13 protein-coding genes are annotated in these 16,936 nt (G+C 66.3%); 7 read left to right on the top strand and 6 right to left on the bottom strand.

Translation table 11 applies throughout. The features are described from left to right. Window positions 1-284 precede the first annotated feature (284 nt). The gene (gene fdhF, locus VGN82_RS15680; protein WP_327527975.1) at window positions 285-3,059 is read right to left on the bottom strand and encodes a formate dehydrogenase subunit alpha; all 2,775 of its coding nucleotides are present in this window, start codon (window positions 3,057-3,059) and stop codon (window positions 285-287) included. Beyond that, window positions 3,056-4,777 (bottom strand): NAD(P)H-dependent oxidoreductase subunit E, encoded by a 1,722-nt coding sequence (locus VGN82_RS15675; protein ID WP_327527974.1) that lies wholly within the window; start codon window positions 4,775-4,777, stop codon window positions 3,056-3,058. The genes fdhF and VGN82_RS15675 overlap by 4 nt, the downstream gene beginning before the upstream one ends. A 321-nt stretch (window positions 4,778-5,098) precedes the next feature. Here VGN82_RS15675 and sucC (VGN82_RS15670) point away from each other — a divergent pair, with 321 nt between their 5' ends. Further along, a complete protein-coding gene (gene sucC, locus VGN82_RS15670; RefSeq protein ID WP_327527973.1) occupies window positions 5,099-6,268 on the top strand; it encodes an ADP-forming succinate--CoA ligase subunit beta in 1,170 nt (389 codons plus the stop codon). Window positions 6,269-6,271: 3 nt separating this feature from the next. Further along, window positions 6,272-7,153 (top strand): succinate--CoA ligase subunit alpha, encoded by an 882-nt coding sequence (sucD, locus tag VGN82_RS15665; RefSeq protein ID WP_327527972.1) that lies wholly within the window; start codon window positions 6,272-6,274, stop codon window positions 7,151-7,153. Here the strand turns inward: sucD (VGN82_RS15665) and bhcR are convergent. Continuing rightward, a complete protein-coding gene (gene bhcR, locus VGN82_RS15660) occupies window positions 7,150-7,995 on the bottom strand; it encodes an HTH-type transcriptional regulator BhcR (RefSeq protein ID WP_327527971.1) in 846 nt (281 codons plus the stop codon). The two genes, sucD (VGN82_RS15665) and bhcR, sit on opposite strands and share 4 nt — an antisense overlap. Window positions 7,996-8,230: 235 nt before the next feature. Here bhcR and gcl point away from each other — a divergent pair, with 235 nt between their 5' ends. From gcl to VGN82_RS15635, 5 genes are read left to right on the top strand one after another with little or no spacing between them, the layout of a single operon-like run. Continuing rightward, window positions 8,231-10,009 carry a glyoxylate carboligase gene (gcl, locus tag VGN82_RS15655; RefSeq protein ID WP_327527970.1) on the top strand — a complete coding sequence of 593 codons (1,779 nt, stop codon included), beginning with the start codon at window positions 8,231-8,233 and terminating at the stop codon, window positions 10,007-10,009. Window positions 10,010-10,064: 55 nt separating this feature from the next. After that, complete coding sequence (gene hyi / locus VGN82_RS15650; RefSeq protein ID WP_327527969.1) at window positions 10,065-10,850, top strand: hydroxypyruvate isomerase; 786 nt, start codon at window positions 10,065-10,067, stop codon at window positions 10,848-10,850. Window positions 10,851-10,892: 42 nt separating this feature from the next. After that, complete coding sequence (glxR, locus tag VGN82_RS15645; RefSeq protein ID WP_327527968.1) at window positions 10,893-11,783, top strand: 2-hydroxy-3-oxopropionate reductase; 891 nt, start codon at window positions 10,893-10,895, stop codon at window positions 11,781-11,783. Between the two features lie 19 nt (window positions 11,784-11,802). Further along, the gene (locus VGN82_RS15640; protein WP_327527967.1) at window positions 11,803-12,858 is read left to right on the top strand and encodes a 2-dehydropantoate 2-reductase; all 1,056 of its coding nucleotides are present in this window, start codon (window positions 11,803-11,805) and stop codon (window positions 12,856-12,858) included. A 16-nt stretch (window positions 12,859-12,874) separates the two neighbouring features. Next, a complete protein-coding gene (locus VGN82_RS15635; protein ID WP_327527966.1) occupies window positions 12,875-13,705 on the top strand; it encodes a fumarylacetoacetate hydrolase family protein in 831 nt (276 codons plus the stop codon). An 8-nt stretch (window positions 13,706-13,713) separates the two neighbouring features. Here VGN82_RS15635 and VGN82_RS15630 read toward each other — a convergent pair whose 3' ends face one another. From VGN82_RS15630 to sucC (VGN82_RS15620), 3 genes are all read right to left on the bottom strand, one after another. Continuing rightward, window positions 13,714-14,439: a GntR family transcriptional regulator gene (locus VGN82_RS15630; protein ID WP_327527965.1), complete on the bottom strand. Its 726-nt coding sequence runs from the start codon at window positions 14,437-14,439 to the stop codon at window positions 13,714-13,716. Between the two features lie 198 nt (window positions 14,440-14,637). Continuing rightward, entirely contained in the window at window positions 14,638-15,567 is a 930-nt protein-coding gene (gene sucD / locus VGN82_RS15625) for a succinate--CoA ligase subunit alpha (protein ID WP_327527964.1), read from the bottom strand. A gap of 98 nt (window positions 15,568-15,665) precedes the next feature. Beyond that, window positions 15,666-16,862 carry an ADP-forming succinate--CoA ligase subunit beta gene (gene sucC, locus VGN82_RS15620; protein ID WP_327527963.1) on the bottom strand — a complete coding sequence of 399 codons (1,197 nt, stop codon included), beginning with the start codon at window positions 16,860-16,862 and terminating at the stop codon, window positions 15,666-15,668. Window positions 16,863-16,936: the final 74 nt, after the last annotated feature.

Here is a 16,936-nt window from a genome sequence, read left to right as displayed (position 1 = left end):
GTCAAGCCGAGAAAGGGCCGGCGCCTCGCAGGGGGCGCCGGCCTTTTTGCGTCTCTTGGAGCGCGGCGCCTTGTTGGAGCACGGCGCCGCCGTCATTGCGGGCGCAGCGCAGCAATTCGGGGGGCAGAGCGCTGGCGCCTTGGATGGCGGCGTCACTTCGTTCCGCGCAATGACGGGAAGAGTGTCATCCCGCATCGGCGGCTTCGCCGCTTGTCCGGGATGACACGTGGTTCTGGCGGAAGCCTGTGGGCCTCTCGCGAGAGCGCGAGCCCTACTGCCGCTCGCTACTCCGCGGCGGTGCTCAGCGCCTCGTCGGCGGGGCCGGCCCTGACGGCGCAGAATTTGAACTCGGGAATCTTGCCGAAGGGGTCGAGCGCGGGATTGGTCAGGAGGTTGGCGGCCGCCTCGGCGTAGCAGAACGGCAGGAACACCATGTTCTGCGGCACGTCGCGATCGGAGCGCACCTTGACGGCGACGGCACCGCGCCGCGTCTCCAGCCGGACCAGGCCGCCGGGGACGAGGCCGAGGCGGCCGAGATCGCGCGGCGACATCAGGGCGACCGCCTCGGGCTCGAGATCGTCGAGAACGCCGGCGCGCCGCGTCATCGAGCCGGTATGCCAGTGTTCCAGCACGCGGCCGGTGGAGAGCACCATCGGGTATTCGGCGTCGGGCACCTCGTCCGGCGCGACGATCTGGGCCGGCACGATCTTCGCCCGTCCGCTTTCGGTCGGGAAACCCTGGGCGAAGATGATCTCGTTGCCGGGCTGGTCCGGCCCGTCGACGGGGTAGGTCACCGCGCCTTCGCGTTCAAGCCGCTCCCATGTGATGTTGCGGAAGGACGGCATGACCATCGCCATCTCGGCAAAGACGTCAGCCGGCCCGCCATAGCCCCAACCGCAGCCCATGCGGTTGGCGACCTCCTGGATGATCCACCAATCCTGCTTCGCCTCGCCGGGCGGTCGGATTACCTGCCGGGCCATCTGGACGCGACGGTCCGTGTTGGTGAAGGTGCCGACCTTCTCCGCGAAGGCGGAAGCCGGCAGCACCACGTCCGCGTGGAAGGCGGTCTCAGTCAAGAAAAGGTCCTGCACGACGAGATGGTCGAGCATCGCCAGCGCCTCGCGGGCATGGTTGAGGTCCGGATCGGACATCGCCGGGTTCTCGCCCTCGATATACATGCCGCTGATCGCCCCGGCATGGATCGCGTTCATGATCTCGACAACGGTCAGACCCCGCTTGGGATCGAGCGACTGCCCCCAGAGGTTCTCGAAGATCGCGCGGACGGCATCCTTCTCGACCGACTGGTAGTCCGGATAGACCATCGGGATCAGGCCGGCGTCCGAAGCGCCTTGGACATTGTTCTGGCCGCGCAGCGGGTGCAGGCCGGTGCCCGGCCGGCCGATCTGGCCGGTGACCATGGCGAGCGCGATCAGGCAGCGGGCATTGTCGGTTCCGTGGATATGCTGGCTGACGCCCATCCCCCAGAAGATGATCGAGGCGCGCGAGCGGGCATAGGCGCGCGCGACCTCCTTCAGCGTCTCTGCCGGAATGCCGCAGACGGCCGCCATCTTCTCCGGCGGGAAGGCCTGGATGCTCTCCTTGAGCCGCTCATAGCCTTCCGTGTAGCCGGCGATGTACTGCTCGTCGGTCAGCCCCTCGGTGATGATCGTATGCAGCAGGGCATTGAGCATCGCCACGTCGCTGCCGGGCTTGAAGTCGAGATGCCGCCAGGCATGGCGCGACAGCGTCTGGCGCCGCGGATCCATGATGACGAGCTTCGTGCCCTTCTTGGCGGCGTTCTTGATGAACGTCGCCGCGACCGGATGATTCACGGTCGGGTTGGCGCCGATGACGATGATGACCTCGGCGTCCAGCGCAGCCGCGAAGGGGGCGGTGACCGCGCCGGAATTGACGCCTTCCATCAGCGCCGCCACCGAGGATGCGTGGCAGAGCCTGGTGCAGTGATCGACATTGTTCGAGCCGAACCCCGTACGCACAAGCTTCTGGAAGAGATAGGCCTCCTCGTTGGAGCCCTTCGCCGAGCCGAAGCCGGCGAGAGCCTTGCGGCCCTTCTCGTCGCGGATGCGTGTGAGCCCCTTCGCCGCGGCGTCGAGCGCCTCCTCCCAGGAAGCCTCGCGGAAATGCGTCCAGGGATTGGCGGGATCGACCTGGTCGCGTGCATCCTTCGGCATGTTGGGCAGCCGGATGAGCGGCTTGGTCAGGCGGTGAGGGTGGTGGATGTAGTCGAAGCCGAAGCGGCCCTTGACGCAGAGCCGGTTGTGATTGGCCGGCCCGTCGCGGCCCTCGGCATAGATGACCTTCTCGTCCTTGACGTTGTAGGTGACCTGGCAGCCGACGCCGCAGTAGGGGCACAGCGAGTCGACCTTCCGGTCGGCCCAGACCGTGCGGGTCTGGTTCGCGTCGAGGAAGACCGAGGGCATCAGCGCGCCGGTGGGGCAGGCCTGAACGCATTCGCCGCAGGCCACGCAGCTCGAATCGCCCATCGGGTCGTCGAAATCGAACACGATCTTGGCGCCGGCACTGCGATAGGCCATGCCGATCACGTCGTTGACTTGGACTTCCCGGCAAGCCCGCACGCACAGCCCGCACTGGATGCAGGCGTCGAGATTGACGCTCATCGCCGTGTGGCTGACATCCGAATGCCAGCGCTGCACGCTGGGAAAGCGGCTCTCGCTGACGCCGGTGCGCTCAGCCCAGTTCCAGAACTTCGATGTTGGGTCATGGGAGGTCGCCCGCGCCGGCTGGTCGGCGACGAGCAGTTCCATCACCATCCTGCGCGCCTTCTCGGCGCGTTCGGTGGCGGTGTGGACCTTCATGCCGACCGTCGGCTTGCGCATGCAGGAGGCGGCGAGCACGCGCTCACCTTCGATCTCGACCATGCAGGCGCGACAATTGCCGTCGGCGCGATAGTCCGGCTCCGGCGAGTAGCACAGATGCGGAATCTCGGTTCCGAGGCGCTGCGCCACCTGCCAGATCGTTTCGCCGTGACGGGCCTCGACGCGCTCGCCATTCAGTTCGAAGCTGATGCCCTGGCTCATTCCGCCGCTTCCGTCGTCATGAATTCCTCGGGGAAGTAACGCATCACGCACGTTAAAGGGTTCGAGGCCGCCTGGCCGAGCCCGCAGATCGAGGCGTCGCGCATGGCCTGGGAAAGCTCGCCGAGCAGGTCCTGGTTCCAGATCGGCCGCTGCATCAGCATCACGGCCTTCTGCGTTCCGACTCGGCAGGGCGTGCACTGCCCGCAACTCTCATCCTCGAAGAAGCGCATCAGGTTGAGCGCGGCGGCGCGCATGTCGTCGTGGTCCGACAGCACCACCACTGCGGCCGAGCCGATGAAGCAGCCATGCTTCTCGAGCGTGCCGAAATCGAGCGGAATGTCGTCCATCGTGGCCGGCAGGATGCCGCCCGAGGCGCCACCTGGCAGATAGGCACGGAAGCGATGGCCGTCCTGCATGCCGCCGCAGAATTCGTCGATCAGCTCGCGGATGGTCACGCCGGCTGGGGCGAGCTTGACGCCGGGCTCCTTGACGCGGCCCGAGACCGAATAGCTGCGCAACCCGGTTCGACCGTTGCGACCATGCGAGTTCCACCAGCCATTGCCCTTCTCGACGATGTCGCGGATCCAGAACACGGTCTCGACATTGTTGATCAGCGTCGGCTGGCCGAAGAGGCCGACCTGGAAGGGGAAGGGCGGCTTGTGGCGCGGCAGCCCGCGCTTGCCCTCGAGGCTTTCAAGCAGCGCCGATTCCTCGCCGCAGATATAGGCGCCGGCGCCGCGGCGCAGATGGATCGCCGGTCCGCCCGGAGGGAGCTTGGCGATCTCTCGCGCCAGGATCTCTCGTGCCAGCGGATATTCGTCGCGCAGATAGATGTAGACATCGCTGGCCTCGACGACATGGGCGCCGATCAGCGTACCTTCGAGGAAACGGTGTGGGTCGGTGTTGAGGTAGTGCCGGTCCTTAAAGGTGCCGGGCTCGCCCTCGTCGCCGTTGATCGCCATCAGGCGAGGACCTGGCTCGCCGCGTACCGCGCGCCATTTCCGCCCCGTCGGAAAGCCGGCGCCGCCGAGGCCGCGCAGGCCGGAATCGTCGAGCAGGGTGAGGATCGACTCGACGCTGCGCTCCCCTGAGCGGAGGCTGTCGAGCAGGGTATAGCCGCCGCCGGCGCGGTAGGCGTCATAGTCGACGTAATCGGCCATGTGCGGATGCGTGTCGCCAGCCTCGATCGCTGCCCGCACGCTTTGGGGGGTGGCAGTATGGATGAAGTGATGGCCGACCTCCGCCACCGGCGCCTGGTCGCACAAGCCGACGCAGGGCGCCCTGACGACCCGGACCGAAGGCCCGGCGGCGTTGCCCAGGCTTTCGAGCAGCTTTTCCGCGCCGAACATCGCGCAAGTCAGGCTGTCGCAGACCCGCACGGTCAGCGGCGGGAGATCCGGCTCGCCTTCCTTCACGATGTCGAAATGCGCGTAGAAGGTCGCCGTCTCGAAGACCTCGGCGAAGGACAGCTTCATCTCGTCGGCGAGGGCGGCCAGATGCGCGGCCGAGATCTGGTGATAGCGATCCTGGATCAGATGGAGATGCTCGATCAGCAGGTCTCGCCGGCGCGGACGCTCGCCGAGCAGCTCCGCGATGTCCTGCAGCGCGCGTGGGTCGACCTGCCGCCCCTTCGGCGTCGACCTGGCGCGCTTCCGGCCGAGGCCGGGATGCTCGAAAGGCTGGACATTGTGGCTGTGCTGCTCGTGCTGCCCGCTCATTGGCCGAATCGTTCTCCCTGACCGGAACCCGGGTTCCGCTTGCCCTGCGCCGTTATGTCGGCGCTTGCGGCGAAGCCTGACGATATCCGAAACCCTCTAAAGTGCAACTGCTGGCATGCCTGATGCCAGCGGCCGGGCGGCGGGGTCCTCGCGCGGTCCGAGAAGGGCCGTTCAGCATCAGTTCGCCGATCGCCATCGCATCGGATTGTGGCCCCGACGCAGCCATACGACGAGGTTGGTTGTACGTCATTCGAAGTTGGCATAACGTATGCCAGATAAGAATTGCGCCGGGTAACGACGCGACGGGAGAGGGAGCGAACCGTGAAGATCCATGAGTTCCAGGCCAAGCACCTGTTGACGCCTTACGGCCTGTACGCGCCGCTCGGCGGTGTCGCGGTCACCCCTCGCGAAGCCGGCGAGATTGCCCGTCGGCTCGGCGGACCCGTACTGGTGAAAGCCCAGATCCACGCCGGTGGGCGTTATCGGGCCGGTGGCATCCAGCAAGCCGATACGCCGGAAGGAGCCGAGGCCAGGGCGGTTGCGCTGCTCGGCCGGGTGCTGGCGACGGCGCAGACCGGACCGGCAGGGCAGACCGTCAGGCGCGTCCTCGTCGAAACCGCGGTCCCTGTGCGGCGCGAGTTGCACCTCGCTTTGCTGATCGACTCCTCCTCGGGCGAGTTGATGCTGATCGGCGGCGCCAGGGGCGGTGCGGATATCGAGGAGCAGGCGGCGCGGGGCGAGATCCAGGTCAATCAGCTCAGGCTTGGCTCCGGGCGCGAACCGCGGGGGCAGGAGGTTTCGGCCTTCGTCGCCGGGCTCGGTCTCGATGGCGGGCTGCAGGAGCAGACTTGCGCGCTCATCGACGGCCTGCGCCGCGCTTTCCTCGAGCTCGATGCCAGCCTGATCGAGATCAACCCGCTTGCGGTCACCGAGGCGGGGACCCTGGTCGCGCTCGACGCCAAGATGATGCTCGACGACAACGCCCTGTTCCGGCACCCGGAACTCGCGGCGCTGCGCGATGAGGACGACACCAGCGCTGCCGAACTGCAGGCCCAGCGCCATCAGCTCAACTACGTCCAGCTCGACGGCGATATCGGCATGGTGGCGAACGGCGCGGGGCTCGGCCTCGCCACGCTCGACATGCTCGTCGCCGCCAAGGGACGCCCTGCCAATTTCATGGATATCCGGACCACGGCGAAGAGCCTCGATATTGCTCACGGCTTCGGGTTGCTGCTCGACAATCCGGCCACGCGCGCGATCCTGATCAATGTGCATGGCGGTGGCATGCAGGCCTGCGACACCATCGCCGAGGGGCTCGGCATCGCCCTGCGGCGCAGCGGCCGTTCGCTGCCGCTGGTCATGCGGCTTGCCGGCAACAACGCGGATTTCGCTCGCTCGCGGCTGAAGAACTTCGGCTGCTCGGTGACCGATTGTCCGGACATGTGGAGCGCCGCGACCAAGGCGGTCGAACTGGCGCAGAGGGGAGCCTGAGCCATGGCCGTCTTCCTGAACCGGGATACGCGCGTCGTCTGCCAGGGCTTGACCGGCTGGGCCGGCACCCACCATGTCGCGCGGATGATGGAATATGGCACGCAGGTCGTCAGTGGTGTGACGCCGGGTAAGGGCGGCCGCTCGCATCTGAACCTGCCGGTCTATGACCGCGTCGCCGATGCGCGGCGCGAGACCGGCGCCAATGCGAGCATCGTCTTCGTGCCGCCGTCCAGTGCTGCAGCAGCCATGATCGAGGCGATCGAGGCCGAGATGCCGTTGGTGGTCGCCGTCACCGAGCGCGTGCCGACCCTCGACATGGTGCGTGTGCGCGACGCACTCAAAGGGGGCCGGACCAGCCTGATCGGCGCCAACTCGCAAGGCATTCTGGTCCCCGGCGTCGGCAAGCTCGGCGTGATGGCGACCGGCAGCGAGCGCCCCGGCGGCGTCGGCATCGTCTCGCGCTCGGCCTCGCTCACCAGCGAGGTCGTGGCGCAGATCACGGCAGCCGGCCTCGGCCAGTCGACGACGATCGGTGTCGGCGGCGATCCGATTCACGGCATCGGCATGCGCGAATGCCTCGAACTCCTGCTCGGCGACGCCGATACCGAGGCTGTGGTGCTGATCGGCGAGATCGGCGGCACGGAGGAGGAGGAGGTCGCCGAATACGTCGCGAGCCTCCGACCGGCCAAGCCCGTCATCGCTCTGATCGTCGGCCGTCAGGCGCCGCTCGAACGCCGCATGGGCCATGCCGGCGCGCTGACCCTCCGGGGCAGGGGCGATGCGGAGGGAAAGATCAAGGCACTGGAGTCGGCCGGCGTGCGGATCGCACCGAGCGCTCATCTGGTCGGAGACACGGTCCGGCAGGCGCTGGCCGAGCGGGGCTAGCTCGCGGGCGTCACTCCCGGCTTGGGCAGCCGGCCGCCGATCGACAGCGTGATCTCGTCGGCGGCGCGGCGCACCATCGGCCCGTACTCGTCGAGCTTGCGCGGCGTCACGCGGACGCTCGGCCCCGACACGGAGACGCCGGCGATCGCCTCGCCATGCTCGTTGAAGATCGGGGCGGCGACGCAGCGCATTCCCAGCGAGCGTTCCTCGTCGTCGAGCGCCCAGCCGCGCCGGCGCGCCTCCGTGAGCTCCCGCATGAAGTTAGCGAGATCGGTGATGGTGTGCTCGGTGAAGCGCTCGAGACGACGCACCGCGCAGATCTGCCGAACCCGGTGCTCCGGAAACTCGGCCAGCAGCGCCTTGCCCACGCCCGAGGCGTGCATCGCGCCGCGGCTGCCGGCGCGGAAGAAGGCACGCAGCGTATCGTGGCTCTCGACCTGCGAGATGAACACGACCTCGCCTTGGTCCTCGATGCCGAGATTGACCGTTTCACCACTTGCTTCCATCAGCGCATGCATGGTCGCACGCCCCATGCTCGCGACGCGGCGGTTGCGCAGGAAGGCCGAGCCGGTCTTGAAGGCGCCGACCCCGACGAGCCAGATGCCGCGTTCCATGTCGTGCTGGACATAGGCGCGGCCCTCCAGCGTCAGCAGAATGCGATGCACCGTCGAGGCCGAGACGCCGGAGCGGCGGCTGAGCTCGGAGAGGGTGAGGCCGTCTTCCTCGGCCAGGATCTCGAGTAGCGTCAGCCCGCGGTCGAGCGCCTGCACAGCGCCACCGGCGAGGGCCGCCTTCAGCGAGCGCGGCCGTCCGCGTCCCTTGCGTTGCTCGACTGCGCTCATGCCTGCTCCCCGTCGCGGTGCCCAGATAAGCATGGATGACCGAGCTTGGCGAATGTAGCCCGGAATGATTTTGCAATAAGGTTCGTCTAGTCAATCGGAATATTCACAAGCTACTGTAATAGCTCTGGTATTTGTCGGATGGTAAGAACTGAAAAATATTTCTGAAAAAAATTGACCCGCAGCCGATACTGGCATTTGGTATGCCAATGACGGTTTTCTCGCGGGAGAGCAGGCCATGCCGAAAATGAGGGCTGTCGAGGCTGCGGTCCGGGTTCTGGAGCGCGAGGGCGTCACCCAGGCCTTCGGTGTGCCGGGCGCGGCGATCAACCCGCTCTATGCCGCGCTGAAGAGCAGGCAGTCGATCCATCACATCCTCGCTCGTCATGTCGAGGGCGCCTCCCATATGGCCGAGGGTTATACCCGCGCCAGGGCGGGCAATATCGGCGTCTGCATCGGCACGTCGGGGCCGGCCGGCACCGACATGATCACCGGGCTCTATTCCGCCAGCGCCGACTCGATCCCGATCCTCTGCATCACCGGACAGGCGCCGCGCGCCCGCCTCTACAAGGAGGATTTCCAGGCCGTCGACATCGAGTCCATCGCCAAGCCGGTGACCAAATGGGCGGTGACGGTGCGCGAACCGGCGCTGGTGCCCCGCGTCTTCCAGCAGGCCTTCCACGTCATGCGCTCGGGGCGGCCAGGCCCGGTGCTGATCGACCTGCCTGTCGATGTCCAGATGGCTGAGATCGAGTTCGACGACGAGATCTACGAGCCGCTGCCGGTCTACAAGCCCTCTGCCTCGCGCCGCCAGATCGAGAAGGCGATGGCGCTCTTGCAGGCCTCCGAGCGACCGCTGATCGTCGCCGGCGGCGGGGTGATCAATGCCGATGCGGCTGAACTGCTGGTCGAGTTCGCCGAGCTCACCGGCGTGCCGGTCGTGCCGACGCTGATGGGCTGGGGCGCGATCCCCGACGATCACCCGCTGATGGCGGGCATGGTCGGCCTGCAGACGAGCCATCGCTACGGCAATGCCACGATGCTGGCGTCGGACTTCGTGCTCGGCATCGGCAATCGCTGGGCCAACCGGCATACCGGTTCGATCGAGACCTACACCAGAGGCCGCACCTTCGTTCACGTCGACATCGAGCCGACTCAGATCGGCCGTGTCTTCGACCCCGATCTCGGGATCGTTTCGGACGCCCGGGCGGCGCTGGAGCTGTTCGTTGCGGTGGCACGCGAGCAGGAGGGCAGGGGGCAGCTCAGGAACCGCAGTGACTGGGCCCGCGAATGCCTCGGCCGGCGCGAGACGATGCTGCGCAGGAGCCATTTCGACAACGTCCCGCTCAAGCCCCAGCGGGTCTATGCCGAGATGAACGAGGCCTTCGGCCGCGATGTCTGCTACGTCTCGACTATCGGCCTGTCGCAGATCGCCGGCGCACAGTTCCTGCATGTCCATAACCCGCGTCACTGGATCAATTGCGGCCAGGCGGGACCGCTCGGCTGGACCCTGCCGGCGGCACTCGGCGTGCGGGCCGCGGATCCGGAGCGCGAGATTGTGGCGCTCTCGGGCGACTACGATTTCCAGTTCCTGATCGAGGAGCTGGCCGTCGGTGCACAGTTCAACCTCCCCTACATCCATATCGTCGTGAACAACTCCTATCTCGGGCTGATCCGGCAGGCTCAGCGTGCCTTCGACATGGATTTCCAGGTCGGGCTCGCCTTCGAGAACGTCAACGCGCCAGACATCGGAGGCTACGGCGTCGACCATGTCGCGGTCGCCGAGGGCCTCGGCTGCAAGGCGCTGCGGGTGCGCAGTCCCAACGAGTTCAAGGCTGCGTTCGCCCAGGCCAAGGCCTGGCTCGCCGAATACCGCGTGCCGGTGGTGATGGAGTTCATTCTGGAGCGGGTCACCAACATCGCCATGGGCACCGAGATCGACAACGTCGTCGAGTTCGAGGAGGCGCTCGATCTGCCGCTGCCGTCTCCAGTAGCCGTCCTGCAGCCGGCCCAGTGACGCCGGTGCCGAACACATCATCGCCAATCCAGCGCATGCAACACAGGACAGGGCCATGCCGCGCTTCGCAGCCAATCTGACCATGCTGTTCAACGAAGTGGAGTTTCCCGATCGGTTCCAGGCGGCGGCCGAGGCGGGCTTCGCCGGGGTCGAGTATCTGTTCCCCTACGGCTTCGACAAGCACGTGCTGGCCGCGAGCCTGAAGCGCTGGAACCTGACGCAGGTGCTTCACAACCTGCCGGCCGGCGACTGGGCTGCAGGCGAGCGCGGCATCGCGATCCTTCCCGACCGGATCAGCGAGTTCCAGCGCGGCGTGTTCGAGGCCATCGACTATGCGACCAAGCTCGGCTGCCGGCAGGTCAATTGCCTCGCCGGGGTGGCGCCGCAGGGTGTCGAGCCTGCCCGGCTGCATGCGACGCTGGCCAACAACCTGCGCTTCGCAGCGCACGAGCTCGCTCAGGAGGGCATCGCGCTGCTGGTCGAGCCGATCAACACGCGCGACATCCCCGGCTTCTTCCTGAACGGGACGGATCAGGCATTGGGGCTGCTCGACGATGTCGATTCACCCAATCTCTTCCTCCAGTACGACGTCTACCACATGCAGGTCATGGAGGGTGATCTGGCCCGCACCATAGAGGCCAATCTCGACCGCATCGCCCACATCCAGATCGCGGACAACCCGGGGCGCCACGAGCCGGGCACCGGCGAGATCAACTTTCCCTTCCTGTACCGGCATCTCGACGCCATCGGCTACGCCGGCTGGGTCGGCTGCGAATACAAGCCGGAGCGCGGAACACGTGAGGGCCTGTCCTGGCTGCCGGCGACGACGCTCGCAGCCTGACCGAACACTGACAGCAGAGACGCAACGGGGGAAGGCCGCGGCATGACGGATATCGGCTTCATCGGACTGGGCATCATGGGCCGCCCGATGGCGGAGCATCTGCTTGCCGGCGGCCATCGACTGCACGGCTCGCGCCATCACAAGCCGGTATCGGACGAGCTGGTCGAGAAGGGCGTGGCCGTCCATGCGACGCCGCGCGATGTCGCTGCGGCCAGTGACATCGTCATCCTGATGCTGCCCGACACGCCGCAGGTCGAGGATGTGCTGTTCTCGGCCGACGGGGTCGCGGCCGGGCTGTCGCCCGGCAAGATCGTCGTCGACATGAGCTCGATCTCGCCGATGGCGACGAAGGATTTCGCCGGGCGGATCGAGGAGACAGGCTGCTCCTATCTCGACGCACCGGTCTCCGGTGGCGAGGTCGGGGCGAAGGCGGCCAGCCTGACGATCATGGTCGGCGGACCCGAGACGGCCTTCGCCCGCGTGAAGCCGCTGTTCGAGTTGATGGGCAAGAACATCACGCTGGTGGGCGGCAACGGCGACGGCCAGACCACCAAGGTCGCCAACCAGATCATCGTGGCGCTGACGATCGAGGCCGTCGGCGAGGCCCTGCTCTTCGCTTCGAAGGCGGGGGCCGACCCGGTGAAGGTGCGCCAGGCCCTGATGGGCGGCTTCGCAGCATCGCGAATCCTCGAGGTCCATGGCGAGCGCATGATCAGGCGGACCTTCGATCCCGGCTTCCGCATCGGGCTGCATCAGAAGGACCTGAACCTTGCATTGCAGGGTGCCCGGGCGCTCGGCCTGTCGCTGCCCAACACTGCGACGGCGCAGGAACTGTTCAACGCCTGCGTCGCTCATGGCGGCAGGGATTGGGACCACTCGGCAATGGTGAGGGCGCTCGAGCAGATGGCCAACCACGCGATCGCCGAAACATGACAACGAGGGAGCATGCGTCATGAAGATCTGCATCTACGGCGCCGGCGCGATCGGCGGCTATATGGGCGTGATGCTGAAGCGCGGCGGCCTCGACGTCTCGCTCGTGGCGCGCGGCGCCCATCTCGAGGCGATCAAAGCCAAGGGGCTGACCCTCGTCACCAAGACCGAGACGATCTCCGAGCGGATGCCGGCGAGCCGCGATCCGCGCGATCTCGGCCGGCAGGACGTGGTCATCATCGCGCTCAAGGCGCATCAGGCCTGGGAGGCGGCGGAAGACCTGAAGCCGCTGCTCGGGCCGGAGACCGCCGTCGTCACCGCCCAGAACGGTGTGCCGTGGTGGTATTTTCACGGCTTGGACGGTGCCTTTGCCGGTCTGCGCCTGCGCAGCGTCGACCCTGGCGACCGGCAGTGGAACGCGATCGGTCCTGAGCGCGTCATCGGCTGCACGGTCTATCCCGCGACCGAGATCATCGAGCCCGGCGTGATCAAGCATGTCTATGGCGATCAGTTCGGCCTCGGCGAGCCCAACCGCCAGGAGAGCGGACGGCTGACGCGCTTCGCCGATGCGATCGCCGCGGGCGGCATGAAGCCGAGGCTCTTCAGCGATATCCGTGACGATATCTGGCTCAAGCTCTGGGGCAATCTCTGCTTCAACCCGATCTCGGCACTGACGCATGCGACGCTCGACGTCGTTGCCACCGAGCCTGGCACGCGCGCACTTGCCCGCAGCATGATGCTGGAGGCACAGGAGATCGGCGAAAAGCTCGGCGTCCATTTCCGCGTCGATGTCGAGCGGCGGATCAATGGTGCAGCCGGCGTCGGCGCGCATCGCACCTCGATGCTGCAGGATCTGGACAAGGGCCGGCCGCTCGAGATCGACGCCTTGCTGACGGCGGTCCAGGAGATGGGGCGGCTGACCGGGACCCGCACGCCCTTCATCGATGCCGTGCTCGGGCTCGTGCAGCAGATGGCCAGCGTCAAGAGGCTCTATCCGACCTTCCCGCCCGAGGCGCCCGCCGGGGAAGGGGCGGGCGAACCGGCTCCGGAGCAGCGGCTTCAATTGGCGGCGTCGTGACGAGGGAGACCTGTCCATGTTGAACGCGACCATCGAGCAGGGGATCCGGCCGGAGACAAGACAGGCGAGCGTTCGTTGGGTGCGCTTTGCTTATGCGGGCCGCGAGCGCTTCGGCACGCTTATCGGCGGGGCAATCGCGATCCATAGCGGCGACATGTTCGCCGGCGCGCGGCCGACGGGCGAGAGGGTGCCGCTCGACGAGGTCACGCTGCTGGCGCCGAGCACACCCTCCAAGATCATCGCGCTCTGGAACAATTTCCACGCCCTGGCCGCCAAGATGTCGAACCCGGTACCGCCAGAGCCACTTTATCTGATGAAGGCGCCCTCCAGCTCTGCAGGGCCGGGCTTCACCGTGATGCGCCCGCCATCCTATGCCGGTAAGGTCGTCTATGAAGGCGAGCTCGGCATCATCATCGGCCGCAATTGCAGCCGCGTCAGTCCGCAGGCGGCCGGAGAATTCATCTTCGGCTATACCTGCGTCAACGACATCACGGCGCTGGACCTGATCGCGGCGGACCCGACCTTCGCCCAGTGGGTACGGGCCAAGAGCTTCGATGGCTTCGGGCCCTTCGGTCCGGTGGTGGCGACAGGCCTCGATCCCTGGACGCTCACGGTCCGGACGCTGCTCAACGGCCAGGAGCGCCAGAACTATCCGATCGCGGACATGATCTTCCAGCCGCTTGAACTGGTCAGTAGGCTTTCGCACGACATGACGTTGTTGCCGGGGGACCTGATCTGCTGCGGCACATCGCTCGGCGTCGGAACGATCAAGGAGCCGGTGAACACGATCGAGGTGGTGATCGACGGAATCGGCACGCTCACCAACGCCTTCGTGCAGGGCAGTTGATCCGCGCGTCAGTCGAAGATGTCTGCATGCTCGTCGACATAGGCCGCGAGGCCGAGCGTGTGGTCGCGGGACAGTTGCTCGGCCAGCGCGATGTCGCGTCGCTCCAGCGCCTCGATGATCTGCAGGTGTTCGACGATCGAGCGGCTGGCGCGGTCGTCGCGGCCGATCGTCATCTGGCGGATGCCGCGCACATGCAGCAACAGATTGTCGGTCATCTCGACGAGCAACTGCGATTTGCTCAGCCCGACCAGGGTCTGATGGAAGACCAGGTTGGCGGAGGAGTACTCGCCGACATGGTCTGACGGCTTGTGGCCCTCGTCGAAATCCTTGAACAGCGTGCGCAGCTTGCCGATCTCGGTCTCGCTGGCGCGCTGGACGGCTAGGCGGGCGGCCATGCTCTCCAGCGCCGCCCAGGCCTGGATCATCTCGACGATCTCGCTTTTGGTCTTCTTCAGCACCATGATGCCGCGGCGCGGCATGGACTTCACGAGCCCTTCCTGTTCGAGCATGGCGACGGCCTCGCGCACCGGCGTGCGGCTGACGCCGAGTTGCTCCGAGAGCTGGCGCTCGTCGATCCAGGTCGGCTCCGGCGAACCGTAGATGTCCATCGTGATGATCGCCTGCTTCAGCGAGGCGTAGACCTTGGTCTTGAAGGTTTCCTCGGGAGCGAAGCGTTCAAGGACGATCTTCTGCGTCGAGCCGGTGGGGGCGGTCGTATCGCTGGGGGCTGTCAACGGTTGCTACTCCTGGCTGTCTGAAGCCGAATAGCGATGCGTCCGCGAACCGTCCATATGGGGCAGCTCAATCGGCCACGCGGATAGCTTAGTCCCGTTCGGGGCCGGGCGCAGTCGCCTTGTGATTCCCCGATGCAGCATGCCCCGAGACCATCCGGTCGCGGGGCCTGCTGCAGTCGTCCTAGGCGATGATTTGGCTCAGAACGACCATTCGATCTCGGCGCAGCGCTTCTTGACGGCAAACTCGCCTGCCAGAAGCTCGGCCAGGGTTCGCCCAAGACGAGCCGGCGAGGGCGAAACCTTGATGCCGGCGGCTTCCATGGCCGCGATCTTGTCCTCGGCGCCGCCCTTGCCGCCGGAGATGATCGCGCCCGCATGGCCCATGCGGCGGCCAGGAGGCGCCGTACGGCCGGCGATGAAGCCGACCATCGGCTTGGAACGTCCGCGCTTCGCCTCGTCCCTGATGAATTGCGCGGCATCTTCCTCGGCCGAGCCGCCGATCTCGCCGATCATGACGATCGACTCGGTCGCCGGGTCGGCGAGGAACATCTCGAGCATGTCGATGAACTCCGTGCCCTTGACCGGGTCGCCGCCGATGCCGACGGCCGTGGTCTGGCCCAGCCCCTCGCAGGAGGTCTGGAACACGGCCTCATAGGTCAGCGTTCCCGAGCGGGAGACGATGCCGACGGAGCCGGGCTTGAAGATGTTGGCCGGCATGATGCCGATCTTGCATTCGCCCGCCGTGACGATGCCGGGGCAGTTCGGCCCGATCAGGCGCGATTTCGAGCCGGTCAGCATGCGCTTGACCTTGACCATGTCCATCACCGGGATGCCTTCGGTGATGCAGACGATCAGCGGAATCTCGGCGTCGATCGCCTCGCAGATCGCATCGGCCGCGCCGGGTGGCGGCACATAGATGACCGATGCGCTGGCGCCGGTCCTGGCCTTGGCCTCCGCAACCGTGTTGAAGACGGGCAGGTCGAGATGAGTTTGGCCGCCCTTGCCGGGCGCGACGCCGCCGACCATGCGCGTGCCATAGGCAATCGCCTGTTCGGAGTGGAAGGTACCGTTCTTGCCGGTGAAGCCCTGACAGATGACCTTGGTGTTCCTGTCGATCAGGATGGCCATGCGTTTCCCCTCGTTGATTATTGTTTCTTCGCTTGCTTTTCCTGCGTCCCCTGGATCGGACGTTGCTTGGCTTTGTCCTTGAAGCCCTTCTTGCTCCTTCAGTTCTTGCGTACGGCGGCGACGATCTTCTGCGCGGCGTCGTCGAGATCGTCGGCGGGGATGACGTTGAGGCCGGAGGAACGGATGATCGCCTTGCCCTCCTCGACATTCGTCCCCTCGAGCCGCACGACGAGAGGCACTTCGAGACCCACCGTCTTCACCGCCGCGATGACGCCGCGGGCGATGACGTCGCACTTCATGATGCCGCCGAAAATGTTGACGAGGATACCCTTCACGTTGGGATCGGCTGTGATGATCTTGAAAGCCGCCGTCACCTTCTCCTCGCTGGCGCCGCCGCCGACGTCGAGGAAGTTCGCCGGGCTTTCTCCGTAGAGCTGGATGATGTCGAGCGTCGCCATGGCGAGGCCGGCGCCGTTGACCATGCAGCCGATCGTGCCGTCGAGCGCGATGTAGGCGAGGTCGTATTTGGAGGCCTCGATCTCCTTTGCATCCTCTTCGCTCTCGTCACGCAGCCTGTAGACGTCAGGATGCCGATAGATCGCGTTGTCGTCGAAGGAAATCTTGGCGTCGAGGCAGCGCAGCTTGCCGTCCTTGGTGACGATCAGCGGGTTGATCTCGAGCATCGCCATGTCCTTGGCGACGAAGGCCGCATAGAGCTTCGTCGTCAGGTCCTCGGCCTGCTTGGCGAGGTCGCCGGTGAGGTTCAGCGCTTCGGCGACGGTGCGGCCATGCAGCGGCATGATGCCGGTCGCAGGGTCGACCGAGAAGGTTTTGATCTTCTCAGGCGCGTCATGGGCGACGTCCTCGATGTTCATGCCGCCCTCGGTCGAGACGACGAAGGCGATCCGCGAGGTCTCGCGGTCGATCAGCATCGAGAGATAGAACTCGCGGTCGATTAGCGAGCCGTCCTCGATATAGAGGCGGTTGACCTGCTTGCCGGCCTCGCCGGTCTGCACCGTCACCAAGGTATGGCCGAGCATCTGGCGCACGAAGGCGGCAGCCTCCTCGATCGACCTGGCCAGCCTGACGCCACCCTTGTCGCCGGCCTCCGGCTCCTTGAACTTGCCCTTGCCGCGGCCGCCCGCATGGATCTGGGACTTCACGACCCAGACCGGGCCGCGCAGCTGTCTCGCGGCTGCTTCGGCATCCTCGGCCGAGAGCACGGCAAAACCGTCCGGGACTGGTACCCCGAAGTCACGGAGCAGCCCCTTCGCCTGGTATTCATGGATGTTCATCGCGATCTCTCTCGGAGTTCGGGGAGAGCGACCGGGCCTTTCCGAGGCGCCGGCCAGTCGGAACAGAAGCCTTG

The sequence above is a fragment of the Allobosea sp. genome (assembly GCF_035999205.1).
Classification (GTDB): domain Bacteria; phylum Pseudomonadota; class Alphaproteobacteria; order Rhizobiales; family Beijerinckiaceae; genus Allobosea.
Note: the sequence above shows the minus strand (reverse complement) of the source record. Positions and strands in the feature narration are given on the sequence as shown.